Annotated in this window: 14 protein-coding genes; 5 read left to right on the forward strand and 9 right to left on the reverse strand. The window is 57.5% G+C overall.

All coding sequences use genetic code 11. The features are described 5' to 3' along the window. The first annotated feature begins 75 nt into the window (after window positions 1-75). Entirely contained in the window at window positions 76-546 is a 471-nt protein-coding gene (locus tag THS5294_RS11420; protein WP_058123865.1) for an iron-sulfur cluster assembly scaffold protein, read from the forward strand. Window positions 547-591: 45 nt separating this feature from the next. After that, a complete protein-coding gene (locus THS5294_RS11425) occupies window positions 592-2,013 on the forward strand; it encodes a methyl-accepting chemotaxis protein (RefSeq protein ID WP_058123866.1) in 1,422 nt (473 codons plus the stop codon). 375 nt (window positions 2,014-2,388) lie between these two features. Here the strand turns inward: THS5294_RS11425 and recG are convergent, their stop codons facing one another. From recG to sciP, 4 genes are all read right to left on the reverse strand, one after another. Further along, entirely contained in the window at window positions 2,389-4,473 is a 2,085-nt protein-coding gene (gene recG, locus THS5294_RS11430; protein ID WP_058123867.1) for an ATP-dependent DNA helicase RecG, read from the reverse strand. Continuing rightward, a complete protein-coding gene (gene ligA / locus THS5294_RS11435) occupies window positions 4,470-6,590 on the reverse strand; it encodes an NAD-dependent DNA ligase LigA (RefSeq protein ID WP_058123868.1) in 2,121 nt (706 codons plus the stop codon). The genes recG and ligA overlap by 4 nt, the downstream gene beginning before the upstream one ends. Window positions 6,591-6,659: 69 nt before the next feature. Continuing rightward, window positions 6,660-7,373, reverse strand: coding sequence for a response regulator transcription factor CtrA (gene ctrA / locus THS5294_RS11440; RefSeq protein ID WP_058123869.1), 714 nt, complete (start codon window positions 7,371-7,373; stop codon window positions 6,660-6,662). 100 nt (window positions 7,374-7,473) lie between these two features. Next, a complete protein-coding gene (gene sciP, locus THS5294_RS11445) occupies window positions 7,474-7,746 on the reverse strand; it encodes a CtrA inhibitor SciP (protein WP_038009611.1) in 273 nt (90 codons plus the stop codon). Between the two features lie 126 nt (window positions 7,747-7,872). Between sciP and mnmA the strand changes: the two genes are divergently transcribed. Beyond that, window positions 7,873-9,012, forward strand: a complete 1,140-nt coding sequence (gene mnmA / locus THS5294_RS11450; protein WP_038003447.1) for a tRNA 2-thiouridine(34) synthase MnmA — start codon at window positions 7,873-7,875, stop codon at window positions 9,010-9,012. On the opposite strand, the gene THS5294_RS11455 is transcribed toward mnmA, so the two are convergent. The 4 genes from THS5294_RS11455 to THS5294_RS11470 all read right to left on the reverse strand — a co-directional run bounded on the left by THS5294_RS11455 (window position 9,009) and on the right by THS5294_RS11470 (window position 12,591). After that, window positions 9,009-9,314 (reverse strand): Dabb family protein, encoded by a 306-nt coding sequence (locus THS5294_RS11455; RefSeq protein ID WP_058123870.1) that lies wholly within the window; start codon window positions 9,312-9,314, stop codon window positions 9,009-9,011. The two genes, mnmA and THS5294_RS11455, sit on opposite strands and share 4 nt — an antisense overlap. Before the next feature lie 109 nt (window positions 9,315-9,423). Next, a complete protein-coding gene (locus tag THS5294_RS11460; RefSeq protein ID WP_038003451.1) occupies window positions 9,424-10,695 on the reverse strand; it encodes an ABC transporter permease in 1,272 nt (423 codons plus the stop codon). After that, window positions 10,696-11,502: a taurine ABC transporter ATP-binding protein gene (locus THS5294_RS11465; protein ID WP_038003453.1), complete on the reverse strand. Its 807-nt coding sequence runs from the start codon at window positions 11,500-11,502 to the stop codon at window positions 10,696-10,698. A gap of 75 nt (window positions 11,503-11,577) precedes the next feature. Further along, on the reverse strand, window positions 11,578-12,591 hold the full coding sequence (locus THS5294_RS11470) for a taurine ABC transporter substrate-binding protein (RefSeq protein WP_058124183.1): 1,014 nt from the start codon (window positions 12,589-12,591) through the stop codon (window positions 11,578-11,580). A gap of 240 nt (window positions 12,592-12,831) precedes the next feature. Between THS5294_RS11470 and THS5294_RS11475 the strand changes: the two genes are divergently transcribed. Then, the gene (locus THS5294_RS11475) at window positions 12,832-14,229 is read left to right on the forward strand and encodes an aminotransferase family protein (RefSeq protein WP_058123871.1); all 1,398 of its coding nucleotides are present in this window, start codon (window positions 12,832-12,834) and stop codon (window positions 14,227-14,229) included. Between the two features lie 75 nt (window positions 14,230-14,304). Beyond that, the gene (pdxR, locus tag THS5294_RS11480) at window positions 14,305-15,774 is read left to right on the forward strand and encodes a MocR-like pyridoxine biosynthesis transcription factor PdxR (protein ID WP_038003457.1); all 1,470 of its coding nucleotides are present in this window, start codon (window positions 14,305-14,307) and stop codon (window positions 15,772-15,774) included. Here the strand turns inward: pdxR and THS5294_RS11485 are convergent. Beyond that, window positions 15,763-16,224 (reverse strand): Lrp/AsnC family transcriptional regulator, encoded by a 462-nt coding sequence (locus tag THS5294_RS11485; RefSeq protein WP_038003459.1) that lies wholly within the window; start codon window positions 16,222-16,224, stop codon window positions 15,763-15,765. The two genes, pdxR and THS5294_RS11485, sit on opposite strands and share 12 nt — an antisense overlap. Window positions 16,225-16,257 lie beyond the last annotated feature (33 nt).

A 16,257-nucleotide genomic window follows, 5' to 3' on the forward strand; every position in this document is an offset into this window, starting at 1 on the left:
AAAGTCCACAAACAGTCTATCTATGACGCCACGCGGATGCACCCGCTTTTGTCCAAAACATCAAGGCACTGGCAGATGAGCGATACAGACCTGATCAAGCTTTACAGCGGACGAATTTTGGCACTCGCGGCCAATATGCCCCATACTGCGCGTCTGAGCGCACCGCAGGCCACTGCGCGCAAGCGATCACCGATGTGCGGATCAATGGTGACTGTCGATTTGGCGATGGATGACGGGCGCATTAGCGAATACGGCCAAGACGTGAAGGCCTGTGCACTGGGTCAAGCCGCGGCGTCTGTTGTCGGCTCTGGAATTATCGGGCGTACGATTGATGAAGTAAGCACCGCGCGTGCCCAATTGATTGAAATGCTGTGCAATGAGGGCCCTGCACCCGACGCACCGTTTCATGATCTGGAAGTGTTACTGCCCGCGCGGGAATACAAGAACCGCCATGCGTCGATCCTGCTGGCGTTTGATGCAGCCCTAGAGGCCGCTGAACAAATCGCGCCAAGCGAAACAGGTGGTTCACACTTAACGGCTCCGTAACCGATCTGCGCCTATGGTTTGGAAAGAAACCACGGGAGATTCGCAATGGTCGCTTTACCCGAGGGCCCAGAATTAGGCGCACAGGCCACCGATATTGACACCGCTGCCGTGACACGGCTTGCCACCCTTGCCTCGCGCACGGGCTACGATGTCGTGGACTTGGCTGGGTTCTTTGATGAGGTGGACGGCCTCGCACAAAACCAGATGGTCAGCCTTAGGGATGCGCGCAATGGTGCGCAGAACATTGAGACCGCAAACCAAGGCGTGATCGAAACTGTCGTGTCGGTCACCCAAGCCGCGACAGAAACGTTGGAGAAGGTCAAAGCCTCTTCCGCGTCGATTGAAGCGTCACTTGATACGACCAAAAACATGGCCGCCTGGGTCGCTGGCATAGAGGACCGCGTTGCCGAGTTGGACGCCACGCTCAAATCGATTGTCCAGTCGAATGGGCAAATCACGACGATTGCCAAGCAGGTTAATATCCTTGCGATCAACGCTACGATTGAGGCCGCGCGCGCAGGCGACGCAGGCAAAGGCTTTGCGGTTGTGGCTGATGCGATCAAAGACTTGTCCCGCCAGACAGCACAGGCCGCCGCAGGCATCGGCGACAATATAACCAACCTTGGTGATTGGACGACCGCAATGCGCGTAGACGCCCAAACCACCGCAGAGCAAACAGCCCATTTGGTCGACGCTGCCGATAGCACGCACGCAGCTCTGCGCGATATCACGCATAGCACCGAACGCACCCATCAAGACGCAACCAACATCTCGGCCCGCGCCCGTGATGTTGAGGCCGCGACCGCAGCCTTCGCCGCCCCGTTCAAACTGATTGAAGCGAGTGCGACGACCGTGGGGGACGGGATTACTAAGGCGCGCGGCCGACTTGAGGGAATGGTAGACAGCTGTGAGAAAATCGTCCAAGCAACCACTGGACTGGGCGCAGAGACCCCGGACAGCGCCTTTATCGCGGCTGGAATGGATATGGCGGAACAGATCGCCGATCTTTTTGAACACGCGATCGAGGTTGGCACGATTTCGCAAAACGATCTGTTCAGTCAGCAACTGACCCCGATAAACAACACCGCGCCGCAACAACATATGGCGCCATTCACCAAGTTCACTGATCAAGTCCTGCCGCCGATCCTAGAAGCAGCCCTTCAAATCGATGCGCGCGTTGCCTTTTGCGCCGCCGTTACACGGAGCGGATATTTGCCGACACACAATAAACAGTTCTCACACCCCCAAGGTAACGACACGGAATGGAACGCAGGAAACTGCCGAAATCGTCGGGTGTTTGATGACCGGGTTGGCCTGAAAGCGGGTCAGAACCAAGATCCATTTTTATTGCAGGTTTATCGCCGCGACATGGGAAACGGAGAGTTCATTCTCATGAAAGATCTTGCCGTTCCCATCACCGTTCAGGGCAAACATTGGGGCGGATTGCGGATGGGCTATAAACTATAAAAAACCGCCGCTCTCCGAGGAGGCGGCGGTGAAACCACTCGTTTTCGCAATGTTCATATGTCCAGAGGCAGTGGACTTGTCGAACTCAGCGCACACAATGGGGACAGAAGTGTCCGCAGACGAAAGCCAGTGGCAAAGGAGGGTTGCTCAGAGAAAAGACGGGAGGTGCAGAGCACCAAGCACAAGAGAGACGAGCCAAACGCCACCCAGCATATCCATCATTAGCTGTTCAGGGGCGCGGCGGATCATAGACACAAGGTTCGTCATAGGAGGCTCCTTAAGACTTAATTCATGAGTGTTGTCACTTTGTTCTCACAAACAGTACAGCATGTAAAGAACTTTATGAGAACATTCGTGAATAGGTACTCCAGAGAGTTAGCCAACCGAGATCAACTGGATCGCCCGATCTTGGCGCAAAAGCCATAAAAGCTGACGCGCTGCGAGGCCCCGAGGGCTTTGCAGCTCAGGGTCGTCATGGAGAAGTTTGCGAGCATCCGACTGTGCAATCGCCATCAGATCGGCCTGTTGTTCCAAGTCGGCAATTCGAAACCGAGGAACACCGCTTTGAGCGGTACCAATTGCGTCACCGGCCCCGCGCATTTGCAGATCTTGCTCTGCAATGAAGAACCCATCCTCGCTGTCCCGCAAGGTTCGCAACCGATGTTCGGCCGTTTTTGACAAAGGCGCTTTGTACATCAAAACGCACGTAGACGCCGCAGCCCCACGCCCAACCCGCCCCCGTAGCTGGTGCAATTGTGCCATGCCGAACGTCTCGGCCCGTTCGATCACCATGATCGACGCATTGGGGACATCAACACCGACCTCGATCACCGTTGTGGCCACCAAAACCAACAATTCCCCAGCGGCAAACGCGGCCATGGTCGCATCTTTTTCGGCGGCCGGCATCTGGCCGTGTACCAGCCCCACTTTTCCCTCGCCCAATTCGGCGCGCAGCAATTTGAAACGTGTCTCTGCGGAGGTCAGATCCACGACCTCGCTTTCCTCAACCAACGGGCAAACCCAATAGGCCTGTCTGCCCTCAGCTATAGCGCCGCGCAGATTTCCCACGATTTCCTCAAGCCGCGTGTGCGCCGCAAGTGCGGTACGGACCGGTGTGCGGCCAGGTGGCTTCTCATCCAAAACCGACACGTCCATATGCCCATATTGCGCCAATGAAAGGGAACGTGGGATTGGCGTGGCGGTCATGACCAGCATATCAACTGCGCGGTTCTTTTCCCCCAACATCTGACGCTGCGCGACACCAAACCTGTGCTGTTCATCCACAATCGCAAGGCGCAGATCAGCAAAGACAACATCCGGCTGGAATACCGCGTGGGTACCTACAAGGATATGGATATCGCCGGCCGCGAGGGCCGCTAGCTTTGCGCGACGTTCAGCACCTTTGTCGCGGCCCGTTAAAATTTCAACGACGATGCCGGCTGCTTCTGCCAAAGGGCGCAACCCTGCCAAGTGTTGACGCGCCAGAATTTCCGTGGGGGCCATCATGACAGCTTGGCCTGCGGCCTCGACAACAGTGACCATCGACAGTAGCGCGACCAATGTTTTCCCCGCGCCGACATCGCCCTGTAAAAGCCGTGACATCCGCACTGGCCGCCCCAAATCCGCACCGATTTCCTGTACTGCGCGCGACTGCGCGCCTGTGGGGGTGTAGGGCAAGGCTTCCATGATTTTGGCCGTCAATGCGCCGGATCCGCGCGACGCAATCCCCGGCTGTGCACGATCCCGCGCACGTGCCAACCCGAGTGTCAGTTGGTGGGCGAAAAATTCGTCGTAAGCCAAGCGCACGCGGGCCTCCGGGTGTGCGCCATCCTCAGGGGTGGGCCGATGCAGTATGGTTAATGCGGTTAACCAATCAGGCCACAGCCGTTGCTCCAGCAACGAACGGTCAACCCACTCCGTCAAGGCTGGCGCACGCGCCAATGCGTCACTCGTGGCCTTGAACATCGCCTTTTGCGTGATCCCTGCCGTCAGCGGGTAGACAGGCTCAAACGTCGGCAACGACCCTGCCTCATCCGGGGCCACAACGTGATCCGGATGCGACATCTGGATACCACCATCGAAGTACTCGATTTTGCCAGAGACGATACGACGTGCCCCAACCGGCAGAATTCGTTCAAGATAATCAGTGCGGGCATGGAAAAAGATGAGCGTAAAATCGGTCTGACTGTCGTGCACTTCTATCCGATAAGGACGGCCACGACTACGCGGCGGGATATGCGCGCCAACTTCAACCTCGGTGGTCACAACGCTGCCGGTTAGTGCACCTTGCACCGTCGGCACCGGGCGGCGGTCGATGATTGAGCTTGGCAGTGTTAACAACAAGTCTATGGGCGCCTCGACGCCCAAATTCGTTAACGCTTTGGCCGTTTTGGGGCCAATACCTGCAAGGGTTTCCGTACTCGCAAACAGCGGGAAAAGAAGCTCGGGACGGCTGCTCATGCTTGGCTCAGGGCCAACCACGCGTCCTCATCAAGGATCTCGATGCCGAGATCTGCGGCCTTTTTCGCCTTAGAACCCGCGCCCGGGCCCGCAACCAAAATGTCAGTCTTAGCGGAAACTGATCCCGACACCTTTGCGCCCATCCGCTCGGCCCGGGCTTTGGCCTCTGCCCTTGTTTGCTTTTCAAGCGTACCGGTGAACACGATCGTTTTGCCCGCGACGGGGCTGCCATCACTTGCTGGGGCTTCGACCCGCTGCACATCCAGATGCGCCACAAGTCTGTCTATGGCGGCACGTTCGCGCGGGTTGGCAAAGGCCATCACCAACGAATGCGCCATTACGGGGCCGATACCATCAATGTCGATCAGCCCCGACCAAGCGGCGCTGTTCGGGTCGGTTGCGGCATCCATCGCCGCGGCCAAACGGGGCCATGTATTGTAATGGCGCGCTAAAAGATTGCTCGCGGCCTCACCGGTGTGGCGCAATCCAAGGGCAAAAATCAGCCGGTTGAGCGGGATTTTGCGTTTTTCATCAATTGCCGCAAAGAGGTTTCGGGCCGATCGATCCCCCCACCCCGTTTTGTTTTTCAATGCCTGCAGGCCTGAGCCGTATCGCGCTTCTAGTGTGAAAATGTCCGCAGGTTCAGCAATCCACTCATCGCGGTAGAATTGCTCAACTTGTTTTGCCCCCATTCCTTCGATGTCAAATGCCGCGCGAGACACAAAGTGCTTTAGCTTTTCAACGGCTTGCGCGGGGCAGATCATACCACCCGTGCAACGGCGCACAGCGTCACCGGCCTCCCGCTCCGCTTCGGATCCGCATTCGGGGCATAAGGTCGGGAATTCAAAAGGTTTCGCATCTTCAGGTCGCCGAGAGACGTCGACGTCTTTGATCTTGGGGATTACGTCACCGGCGCGGTAAACTTGCACTGTGTCGCCGACCCGGATGTCTCGACCGTCGCGGATTTCGACCCCTTGCGCGTTTCGCCCCGCAATATAATCTTCGTTGTGGAGCGTCGCGTTCGACACGACCACCCCGCCCACAGTCACCGGGACCAATCGCGCAACCGGACTAAGCGCGCCGGTCCGCCCTACCTGAATGTCGATGGCTTCGATTTTTGTCCATGCGAGTTCAGCGGCAAATTTATGAGCAATGGCCCAACGCGGCGTGGTCGAGCGCAAGCCAAGCCGGTCCTGATAGGCCAGATCATCAACTTTGTAGACCACCCCATCAATATCATAGCCAAGGTCGGCCCGCTGCTCTTCGATTTTGTGATATTGGGCGATGAGGTTTTGGGCACTGCAAGCCCGTTGCGTAAGTGGGTTGGTGCTAAACCCCCACTCGGCCAACTGCTCAATCGCGGCGGCCTGCGAAGTTGCGATTGGGGCGGACGTTTCGCCCCACGCGTAGGCAAAGAACCGCAGCGGGCGACTACGGGTGACAGCCACATCCAACTGCCGCAAGGATCCTGCAGCCGCATTGCGCGGGTTGGCGAAGGTTTTTGCCCCTGCAGCTTCTTGCCGTTGATTTAGGGCCGAAAAGTCTTGGTGGCTCATGTAAACTTCACCCCGAACCTCTAGGATTTCAGGGCCTGAGGCGGGAAGAACGTGGGGGATATCTTCGATCGTTTTTGCATTTTGGGTGACATTCTCACCTATGGCACCATCCCCGCGTGTCGCCGCTTGCACGAGTTTGCCATGCTCATACCGCAAGGACAGCGACAGCCCGTCGATTTTTGGCTCAGACGTAAACCAGAGCGGAGTATCCGCAGTTAACCCGAGGTATTTACGGATGCGCTTTACAAAGTCTTCCACATCTTCGTCGGTAAATGCGTTGCCAAGTGACAGCATCCGCTGTGCATGAGTGATCTTACCAAAACCCTCCGCGGCAGGAGCCCCGAGAGTAGCAGAGGGGCTATCTTGGCGCACGAGGTCGGGAAAGCGCGCCTCAAGCGCTGCATTGCGCCGGCGCAGCGCATCAAACTCGGCGTCCGACATGATCGGCGCGTCAGCTTGGTGATAGGCAAGGTTTGCATCACGCAAAAGTGCCGCCAAGCGTTCAAGCTCAGCGGCGGCTTCTGTTTGTGTCAGCACGTCAAGATTGTCATCAAGCTGCATAGTATCCCCTCCGCTCATCACGGTAGTGATAGGAGGGTGTTGCCCGCTTTTCCAGTCCAGCTCGTACGATTAAGCGCCGATGGCCATGGGTTTATTCGATTCATCCTCAACAGGATCGCGTAACACATACCCACGGCCCCAAACCGTCTCGATATGTGTTTCGCCACCGGTGGCTTCTGACAGTTTTTTACGCAGCTTGCAGATGAACACATCGATAATCTTCAGCTCAGGTTCATCCATACCGCCATAGAGGTGGTTCAGGAACATTTCCTTGGTCAGCGTCGTGCCTTTGCGCAGCGAAAGCAGCTCCAACATCTGGTACTCTTTACCTGTCAAATGAACCGTCTGATTGTCCACATCGACCGTTTTCGCGTCCAGGTTAACCGTTACACGGCCCGTTTTGATCACCGACTGAGAGTGCCCCTTGGACCGCCGAATGATGGCGTGAATGCGCGCGACCAGTTCTTCGCGATGGAACGGTTTGGTCATGTAGTCATCGGCCCCGAACCCAAACCCTTTGAGTTTGTTTTCGGTGTCATCCGCGCCGGACAGGATCAGGATCGGGGTTTCAATCCGGCTCATCCGCAGTTGTCGCAGCACTTCGTGACCGTTCATGTCCGGCAAATTCAGGTCAAGCAAGATGAGATCGTAATCGTAAAGTTTGGCGAGATCGATCCCCTCCTCACCCATGTCTGTGCAATAGACGTTCAGGTTTGCATTCGTCAGCATCATTTCGATGCTTTTCGATGTCGTAGGGTCATCTTCAACCAACAAAACGCGCATCTCAAATCTCCATGTTTGCCCCCGGCGTTAACGAGAGATTGACTCGAAATGGTTAACTACTGGTTACTGTATGGCCAAATAGACAAAATCCTAAGTAACATTACCGAAATCGCTGTATTTGAGTGGTTTTCAGCCCAGAAACCCCATGCGCCGAGACCCCATAAACCCACGACGCGTACTCTTCTTCTGTCAGGGAATAGGTTTCTAGAGCCTCTTCCAGCGTCAAAAGTCCAGACTGAACCCCGATCACGACCGAGGCCTTTCGGCTGGCAACCCAGCGGCGTGTATTGGGCGAAGGCAAGTCTTCGCGGGTCATTTGGCGCCCATCCGGCAGGGTCACAGAATGGGGTTGTTTGGGCCGTCTGATAAACATGTTAACTATCTCGTGTGCTGTTTCGGCCCCCACATGCAGCCTAAGGTTTTAAGGACAAATGAAGTCATCCCTTGAGAATAGTTCAGATTTTCATATATCTGCGCAGAGTTTCCCGGAGATTGCCGCATGCCCCTCGACAAGAGTTTGAATTCCCTAGGATTTGCAAAAGCCCCTGCTGACACGCGTGTCGTTGTGGCGATGTCGGGCGGCGTGGACAGCTCCGTTGTGGCCGCGCAATTGGCCGAAGAAGGGTATGATGTCGTCGGTGTGACGCTACAATTGTACGATCACGGCGCGGCCTTGGCCAAAAAAGGTGCCTGCTGCGCGGGTCGTGACATTCATGATGCTCGCCGAGTGGCCGAGGACATGGGCTTTCCCCACTACGTGCTCGACTATGAAAACACCTTCCGCGAGGCGGTGATTGATGAGTTCGCCGATAGCTATCTTGGCGGGGCCACACCTGTGCCCTGTATTCGGTGCAATGAACGGGTCAAATTCAAAGACCTGCTCGAAACGGCCAAGGACCTAGATGCCGATTGCATGGCGACGGGCCACTATATCCAACGCAAGATGGGCGCCGCAGGGGCCGAGCTACACTCCGCCGCCGATGCCGCGCGGGACCAAAGCTATTTCCTGTTTTCCACGACGGCGGAACAACTCGATTATCTGCGGTTCCCGCTGGGCCACCTGCCCTCTAAGGAGGCCACCCGTGCACTGGCGGCCAAATACGGGCTGAGCGTCGCGGACAAACCAGACAGTCAGGACATCTGTTTTGTGCCCAACGGTGACTACGCCGCAGTTATCGAAAAGCTACGCCCCGGCGCGGGTCAGCCCGGCGACATTGTCGACACCGAGGGCCGCGTGTTGGCCAGCCACACCGGCGTGATCAACTACACCATCGGTCAACGCCGCGGGCTGGGCATCGGTGGTTTGGCCGATCCTCTCTATGTGGTCAAATTGGACGCGGACACGAAACAAGTCGTTGTCGGGCCCAAGAGCATGCTCGCCACCAGGTCTGTGCCTGTGCGTGAGATTAACTGGCTGGGCGACACGCCGCTGACCGCGCGGGATGAATGGCACGTGGGCGTCAAGGTCCGCTCAACCCGCCCCCCGCGTGAAGCGATCATTCGGCCCATCTCTGCGACCGAGGCAACTGTTGAGCTGATGACCGCCGAAGAAGGCGTCAGCCCTGGGCAGGCTTGTGTGTTCTACGACCTCGACAGCAGCCGCATCTTTGGTGGCGGCTGGATCTGGCGCGGCAACTAAAAGTCAGCCGCCACACGGGTGCCACGCAAGGGCCGGACCCGGCGGATGCTTTCTTGATACAGCGGATGCGCGCGATAGGCTGTCAACGCGGCCTCATCCGCAAACTCACCATACACCACGACATCCACCCGATCCGTCAGCGGATCGGTATTGCTGCTTTGCGCGACATCGAAGTTCTGCACACCCGGAATGCCCCCCAAAATCTTTAGCCCCTCAATAATCTTCGGAAGATCCGCTGGGTCCTTGGCTGTGAAAAACACAACATGGCGGATAAAATCGCGAGGCTGTTTGGGGTCAGTCATTCGGACGCTCCTTTCGGCTTTGATAGCTTGGGCACACACAATCCAGCAAGTCGAGGCCACCCACAAAAAAGGGCGCCACGCGGCGCCCTTTTGATAACGTCTGTTGGTCTTAGCTTCGACCTTTCCAGGGCACGAGCCAATTTTCCGCTTTGCGCATGAGGATATCGATACCGAAGCCAATGATCCCGATGAGGATGATCCCCATCACCACGATGTAGGTCTGTTGGAACTTACTCGCGGCGGTAATCATCATGCCCGCGCCGACATTTGCAGCCACCAGTTCAGCCGCCACAACGGTGCCCCAGCAGACGCCCATCGCGACCCGGGCTGCCGTGAAAATCTCAGGCAGGGAGTTGGGCACGATCACGTGGCGCAGGATTTGCCACTTGGACGCACCCAGCGAGTAGGCCGCATGAACCTTGGTAATGTTCACACCAGACACCCCTGCCCGCGCGCCAATGGCCATGATCCAAAGTGCTGCAAGGAACAGCAAAACGATCTTGCCGGTTTCATCAATCCCGAACCAGATGATGATCAGCGGGATCAGTGCCAAGGGCGGCACCGGGCGCATGAACTCAACGATCGGGTCGAACCAACCGCGGAACCAATTGCTAAGGCCCATGGCATAGCCAAGCGGAATTCCGACCAAAGCCCCGAGGGCAAAGCCCCCCAACACGCGGATCAGTGACCAACCAAGGTGCTCGACCAAGGTAAAGTTGCGGAAGCCATCTGTCGCGACTTCGAACATCGCCTCAACCACACGCTCTGGCGATGGCAGGTACAGGGGCTGCATTTGCAACCCAGTTGCGGGGATGAAGTTGAGCGAGCCTTTGTCGGTCATATTGACCTGACCGTCAGCCACGCTGACGGAACCGCCGGGGGCAATCGCCTCACCGTTCACAGCGATAATAGCATAGCCGTCCTCTTTGGAGCCGACGTCATTGGCCTGCACGCGGATCAGCTTGGAACGCCAAACGCCCACCTCATCACTGTCGTTCAGGGCAAAACCGTCACCGGGGGCCACTTCGGGTGGATCAACCTCAGTGCCGACCGGAAAGACGATGACCCGTACTTCGGCGTCATCCGTTTCGCCCGCACCATTTTGCGCGGTGTATTCGAACGATGTCTCGCCCTCAAACGGGCCGGGAACATGGATGGGAGAAATCACAGAGCCCGTAAACGCGCCCCAAATCATGAACAGAACAACCACCGAAATAACAGAGGCGAACCTGTTCGGGCGCACGGCGCTTTCGTCACCGAATGTCACCGTCTTGAGCGATGTGAAATCCTTGGGGCGGCTTTTCGCAGTGAGCGTGTTCACAATCACCATCGAGGCAACGAACAACGCCACATATGCGAGCAGAATAACAAGAGCAGTCATTTATGCGTCCTCCGCCCGACCCATGATTTCTTCTTCCATCTCCCAGATCATGCCAAGAATTTCCTCACGGGTTTGGGCAAACCGCGGATCCTTTTTGACATCGCGCAGGTCCGAGTTCACACCCATCTCTGCAAATGGCAGACGGTATTCTTTGTGGATGCGACCCGGGCGCGGTGCCATGACCAACAAACGTTCCCCCAGCAGCAGCGCCTCTTCGACAGAGTGCGTGATCAGGATGACGGTTTTGCCAGTTTCCTTCCACAGCTTCAGCACGAGGCCTTGCATCTTTTCGCGCGTCAACGCGTCCAGCGCGCCAAGCGGTTCATCCATCAAGATCACGTCCGGGTCATTCGCAAGACAGCGGGCCAAAGCCACACGCTGTTGCATCCCGCCGGACAATTCATAGATCGCTTTATCCTTAAAATCACCCAGACCGGTGATTTCCAACAGGTGGTCCGAGCTTTCGCGCCGCTCCGCCTCGGGGGTGCCCTTCATCCGGGGGCCAAACTCGACGTTGTCACGCACCGACATCCATTCGAACAACGCACCCTGCTGAAACACCATACCGCGTTCGGCATCGGGGCCTTGGACCGTATGGTCGTTCAGGACGATTTTGCCTGCGGTCGGCGCAAGAAACCCTGCGACAATGTTCAAAAGCGTAGTCTTGCCGCAGCCCGAGGGGCCCAGCACACTCATTAATTCGCCTTTTTGAAGCTGAAGGGACACGTCCTTCAATGCTTGCACATGACCTCCGTTAGGAAGGTCAAACCGCATCGAGAGGTTCTCGATTGCGAGCCCGGTGGTCATCGGGATCTCCAATTCTGAAAAGGTCAGACAATAGAAAAGGGCCGCGCGGATTGCCCGCGCGGCCCAAAATGCGACTTACATGCCTTTGGCAGCAGCCAAAGGAGCCGTGTCTACGGCGTCAGCGTAAGTGCCCAGAGCCGATGGGATCGAGCCTGCATCGACGAACACGCCAGCCACGCCGGACATGAAGTCAGCAGCACCGCCACCGAGCCATTTCTCGGACAGCTGATCCTCAGCAGAGGGGAACACGAACGTGGCCATAGTGGCTGCTGTTGCGTCTTCGTCCATGCCCGCGTCTTTTGCGATGACGGGCAGCATTTCAGCCTGAGCCGCAGCACCTGAGTTCCAGCGATCATTCATGTCTGCGGTGATCTTGAGGAACTTGGACAGCAACTCACCCTCTTCGGCGACGAAATCAGCAGGTGCCGATGTGACGTCAAACACGAGAATGCCCAGGTCTTCTTTTTCTGCGCCAGTCAGCAGGACGTTGCCGTGATCCAGCATGGTGCGCAGCGAACCGCCCCAGCCACATGCCATGTCGAGCGAGCCTTGTGCGAACGCAGGTGCGGATTCGTTAGGGGCCATGTCAACGACTTCCAGCTTCGAGATATCGACGCCGAAGTGGTTCATCTGGCTCAGGAAGCCATAGTGTGCAGCGGTCCCGAGTGGCACAGCAACGCGCTTGCCCTCAAGGTCCATTACGTTGGTTTTGTCGATTTCGAGCGCAGAGGACACGACGCAGTTGTCGTTTTCCGAATAGCTCACAGCAACATCGACGGCCTTGATGTCTTGGCCTGCGGATGCAGCAACCACGAAGGGTGGCACACCTTGGCTGACAGAAATCTGCACGTCGCCCGACGCCATTGCAGCGGACATTGCGGTACCGGCGTCGAACGACACCCAGTTGATTTTGACGCCCATTTCTTCTTCGTAGATGCCGTTGGCTTTGGCGTACTGGAATGGCATCGGCCACTCGAGGAAGTAGGCGACAGTGATCTCACCGCCGTGGCCACCAGCCATCGCAGCCTGAGCACCTGTCAGCATCGCGAGGGCCCCGACGGCGCCCATAAGTTTGGATTTCATACGCATAATACGTCTCCCGGTTTTGCGTTGTTCAGGCCACCCAAGGTCATACCCAGGCCATCCTGATGGATACATTTACAGCATCCTTGGCCGCAGCTTAGGGTGGCTTTGTCGCGAATGGCAATCCCAACATTTGCCAGACAATATTTGGATATATTGCGTAATTACATCTGGCCCTATATCGCCGCCTCACCCTTAGGCACAGTGCCGAAAACCAATGCATCTTTTTGACCGGAGTCTTGTCAAATGTCCGTCACTGCCGCACCGCCCTCTGCTATTCCCAATGACATCTCCAGCGTGATTGAGGCCGACCGCGCCCACGTTTGGCACCATCTGCTGCCCCACAAGCCACTCGAAACCACTGACCCGCGCATTATCGTTGAGGGCAAGGGTATGCGCGTGTGGGACGCCACAGGAAAAGAGCACCTTGATGCGGTGTCGGGCGGCGTTTGGACCGTAAACGTGGGCTACGGTCGCGAAGAAATCGCAGATGCCGTGCGCGACCAGCTGGTGAAGCTGAACTACTTTGCCAACTCCGCGGGCTCGATACCCGGTGCGCAGTTCGCTGAAATGCTGATCGATAAGATGCCCGGCATGAGCCGCGTTTATTATTCGAATTCAGGGTCTGAGGCCAATGAGAAGGTCTTTAAGATGGTCCGCCAGATCAGCCAATTGCGGCACGGCGGCAAGAAATACAAAGTCCTCTACCGCGAACGCGACTATCACGGCACGACGATCACGGCCCTTTCCGCCACAGGTCAGCCGCAGCGCGCAGCTCAGTATGGCCCCTACACCCCCGGTTTCGTTGAGGTTCCGCATTGCCTTGAGTATCGCAACCAATTCCCCGACGCAGAGGATTACGGCATCGCCGCGGCCAACGCGATCGAAGAGGTCATCCTGCGCGAAGGCCCTGATACGGTTGGTCTTTTGTGTCTTGAGCCGATCACTGCTGGCGGCGGTGTCATCACCCCACCCCCTAGCTACTGGCCCCGCGTTCAGGAGATTTGCAAAAAGTACGACGTCCTTCTGCACATCGATGAAGTCGTGTGCGGCGTCGGCCGGACGGGCACTTGGTTTGGCTATCAGCACTACGGGATTGAGCCTGATTTCGTCACCATGGCCAAGGGCGTGGCCTCTGGCTATGCCGCGATTTCGTGCACCGTGACCACCGAGGCCGTGTTCGAGATGTTCAAAGATGACGTGTCGGACCCGCTGCATTATTTCCGCGACATTTCGACATTTGGGGGCTGCACAGCGGGCCCGGCCGCCGCGATCGCGAACATGAACATCATTGTTCGTGAAAACCTGCTTGAGAACACAATCGCCATGGGCGAACGGTTTGTGAACAACCTGCAGGGCCTCGCGGAAAAGCACCGTGTCATCGGTGACGTGCGCGGTAAGGGTTTGTTCTGTGGCGCAGAATTGGTTGCTGATCGCGCCACCAAAGAGCCCGCCGATGAAAAGAAGGTCCAAGCCGTCGTGGCCGACTGCATGGCGCAGGGCTTGATCATCGGGGCGACCAACCGGTCGCTGCCGGGGTTCAACAACACGTTGTGCTTCTCGCCGGCGTTGATCTCGACTGCGGACGACATTGATGAGATCACGGCAGGCGTCGACAAGGCCCTGACCCGCGTATTCTCTTAAGTCCAGACCCGGTACGTAGCAGGTCCAACAAAGGCTCTACCTTTATGTCCAAATTCTGACTAAGGGTAGAGCCACATGTCTATCGCCGTCGAATCCTTTCTGCTCAATCCCACCAACACCGGCACGCTTCAGCGTCAGGTGCAGGACCTTGTGACGGATGGCATTCTAGGTGGCAGGTTCCGTCCCGGCGACAGGCTGCCGTCCTCTCGCAAGCTTGCGACACACCTTGGGATCAGCCGCATTACCGTGACCCTCGCTTACACCGAATTGGTGGCGAACGATTACCTCACATCACGCGGACGCTCGGGCTATTTCGTATCAGATCAGGCGCCCGCACCGGTCGACACGCTGCCCCCGCCTGCTGGGCCATCAACGGTGGATTGGTCGCGCACTTTGGGCGGGCGGATTGGCACATCGCTTACGATTTCGCGACCCGAGGCTTGGCGCGACTACCGCTATCCGTTCATCTACGGCCAACCCGATCAGCGGCTCTTTGACCATCAAAGCTGGCGGCGCTGCGCGATGCAGGCCTTGGGGCGACGGGATTTCGACGCCCTAACCGCTGACGCCTATGAGGCCGATGACCCGGAGCTGGTTGCTCAGATCATTCGCCTTATCCTGCCGCGCCGTGGTATTTCGGCGCGCCCTGATCAGGTCCTGATCACGCTTGGGGCTCAGAACGCGCTTTGGACAGCGGCGCAGGTCCTTCTGACGCAACGCCGAACGGCGGCGATGGAGTATCCCTGCTATCCTGTTTTGCGCGATATCCTTACCCAAAGCCGATGCAATACGACCGAGCTGACCGTGGACAACGCGGGCCTACGCCCCGAAACCATCCCACCCGAGACAGACGTGTTGTTCACCACGCCATCGCATCACTGCCCCACGTCTGCGACCCTTCCGCTGGACCGTCGCCGCGCGCTCTTGAAACGCGCACAAGACGACGATTTTTTGATCGTTGAGGACGACTACGAATTTGAGTTGGGCTTTATGACCCGCCCTGCCCCCGCGCTCAAATCGCTCGATACGGATGGGCGCGTGATTTACATCGGCTCGTTTTCCAAGTCGCTCTTTCCGGGGCTGAGGTTGGGCTACATGGTAGCGGCGGCCCCCGTCATCCGCGAGGCGCGCTCGCTGCGGGGGCTGGTTTTGCGCCACCCGCCCGGTCACATCCAACGCTTTGCGGCCTACTACCTGACCCACGGCTATTATGATGCGCAGGTTCAGCGCACCGCCCGCGCCTTTCGCGCGCGGCGTGAGGTGCTGGACGAAAGCCTTGCGCGCAATGGGTTGGAGCCTGCGGGGCGCAATGGCTTTGGCGGGTCCAGCGTTTGGATGCGCACCCCGGACGGGGTGTCTGCCGATGATCTGGCCGCGCGCCTACGTGCAAGGTCCGTGTTGATCGAACCGGGCGCTGCCTTTTTCCGGCCCGGCGACGCGCGTGGACAAAACCACTACCGGTTGGGGTATTCATCCATCGACTCGACCGCCATACCCACAGGCACCGCCCTCATTGCCGAGGAATTGGCCCGCCTACAGCGGTAAAGCGGTGGTGGATTTAATCTCTTCCATCGAAAGCAGCGCGGTCACGTTATACACCCGCACCTCTGAGATCAAAGCCTGATAGAACACATCATAGGCCCGCGCATTCGCGACCCGCACCTTGAGTATATAATCGATTTCCCCGGCGAGCCTGTGCGCCTCCAGTACCTCATCCCGGGCCATGAGCGCTTTCAGGAACTTGGCCTGCCACTCTGCCTCATGCTCGGACGTGCGGATCAAGACAAAGAAACACGCCTCAAGCCCCAAGGCATCTGCATCCAAAACGGCAGTGGTCGCCTTGATCACCCCGCCTTCGCGCATCTTGCGGATTCGGTTCCATACTGGCGTCTTCGAAGACCCAATTTTCTTGGCAATTTCATCAAGACTTTGTGAGGCGTCCGCTTGCAGCTCCGCAAGGATTTTCCTGTCTGTCTCATCAAGGCGCATCGCCATTCCGTATTCTCCGCTTTTTCCAAACGCTCATTC

The organism is Thalassobacter stenotrophicus, assembly GCF_001458315.1.
Classification (GTDB): Bacteria; Pseudomonadota; Alphaproteobacteria; order Rhodobacterales; family Rhodobacteraceae; genus Thalassobacter; species Thalassobacter stenotrophicus.

What these genes read in the sequence shown, in the direction of transcription:
- THS5294_RS11420 (WP_058123865.1), top strand. Translation starts at nt 76, where the DNA reads ATGAGCGATACAGACCTGATCAAGCTTTACAGCGGACGAATTTTGGCA.
- THS5294_RS11425 (WP_058123866.1), top strand. Translation starts at nt 592, where the DNA reads ATGGTCGCTTTACCCGAGGGCCCAGAATTAGGCGCACAGGCCACCGAT.
- recG (WP_058123867.1), bottom strand. Translation starts at nt 4,473, where the DNA reads ATGAGCAGCCGTCCCGAGCTTCTTTTCCCGCTGTTTGCGAGTACGGAA.
- ligA (WP_058123868.1), bottom strand. Translation starts at nt 6,590, where the DNA reads ATGCAGCTTGATGACAATCTTGACGTGCTGACACAAACAGAAGCCGCC.
- ctrA (WP_058123869.1), bottom strand. Translation starts at nt 7,373, where the DNA reads ATGCGCGTTTTGTTGGTTGAAGATGACCCTACGACATCGAAAAGCATC.
- sciP (WP_038009611.1), bottom strand. Translation starts at nt 7,746, where the DNA reads ATGTTTATCAGACGGCCCAAACAACCCCATTCTGTGACCCTGCCGGAT.
- mnmA (WP_038003447.1), top strand. Translation starts at nt 7,873, where the DNA reads ATGCCCCTCGACAAGAGTTTGAATTCCCTAGGATTTGCAAAAGCCCCT.
- THS5294_RS11455 (WP_058123870.1), bottom strand. Translation starts at nt 9,314, where the DNA reads ATGACTGACCCCAAACAGCCTCGCGATTTTATCCGCCATGTTGTGTTT.
- THS5294_RS11460 (WP_038003451.1), bottom strand. Translation starts at nt 10,695, where the DNA reads ATGACTGCTCTTGTTATTCTGCTCGCATATGTGGCGTTGTTCGTTGCC.
- THS5294_RS11465 (WP_038003453.1), bottom strand. Translation starts at nt 11,502, where the DNA reads ATGACCACCGGGCTCGCAATCGAGAACCTCTCGATGCGGTTTGACCTT.
- THS5294_RS11470 (WP_058124183.1), bottom strand. Translation starts at nt 12,591, where the DNA reads ATGCGTATGAAATCCAAACTTATGGGCGCCGTCGGGGCCCTCGCGATG.
- THS5294_RS11475 (WP_058123871.1), top strand. Translation starts at nt 12,832, where the DNA reads ATGTCCGTCACTGCCGCACCGCCCTCTGCTATTCCCAATGACATCTCC.
- pdxR (WP_038003457.1), top strand. Translation starts at nt 14,305, where the DNA reads ATGTCTATCGCCGTCGAATCCTTTCTGCTCAATCCCACCAACACCGGC.
- THS5294_RS11485 (WP_038003459.1), bottom strand. Translation starts at nt 16,224, where the DNA reads ATGGCGATGCGCCTTGATGAGACAGACAGGAAAATCCTTGCGGAGCTG.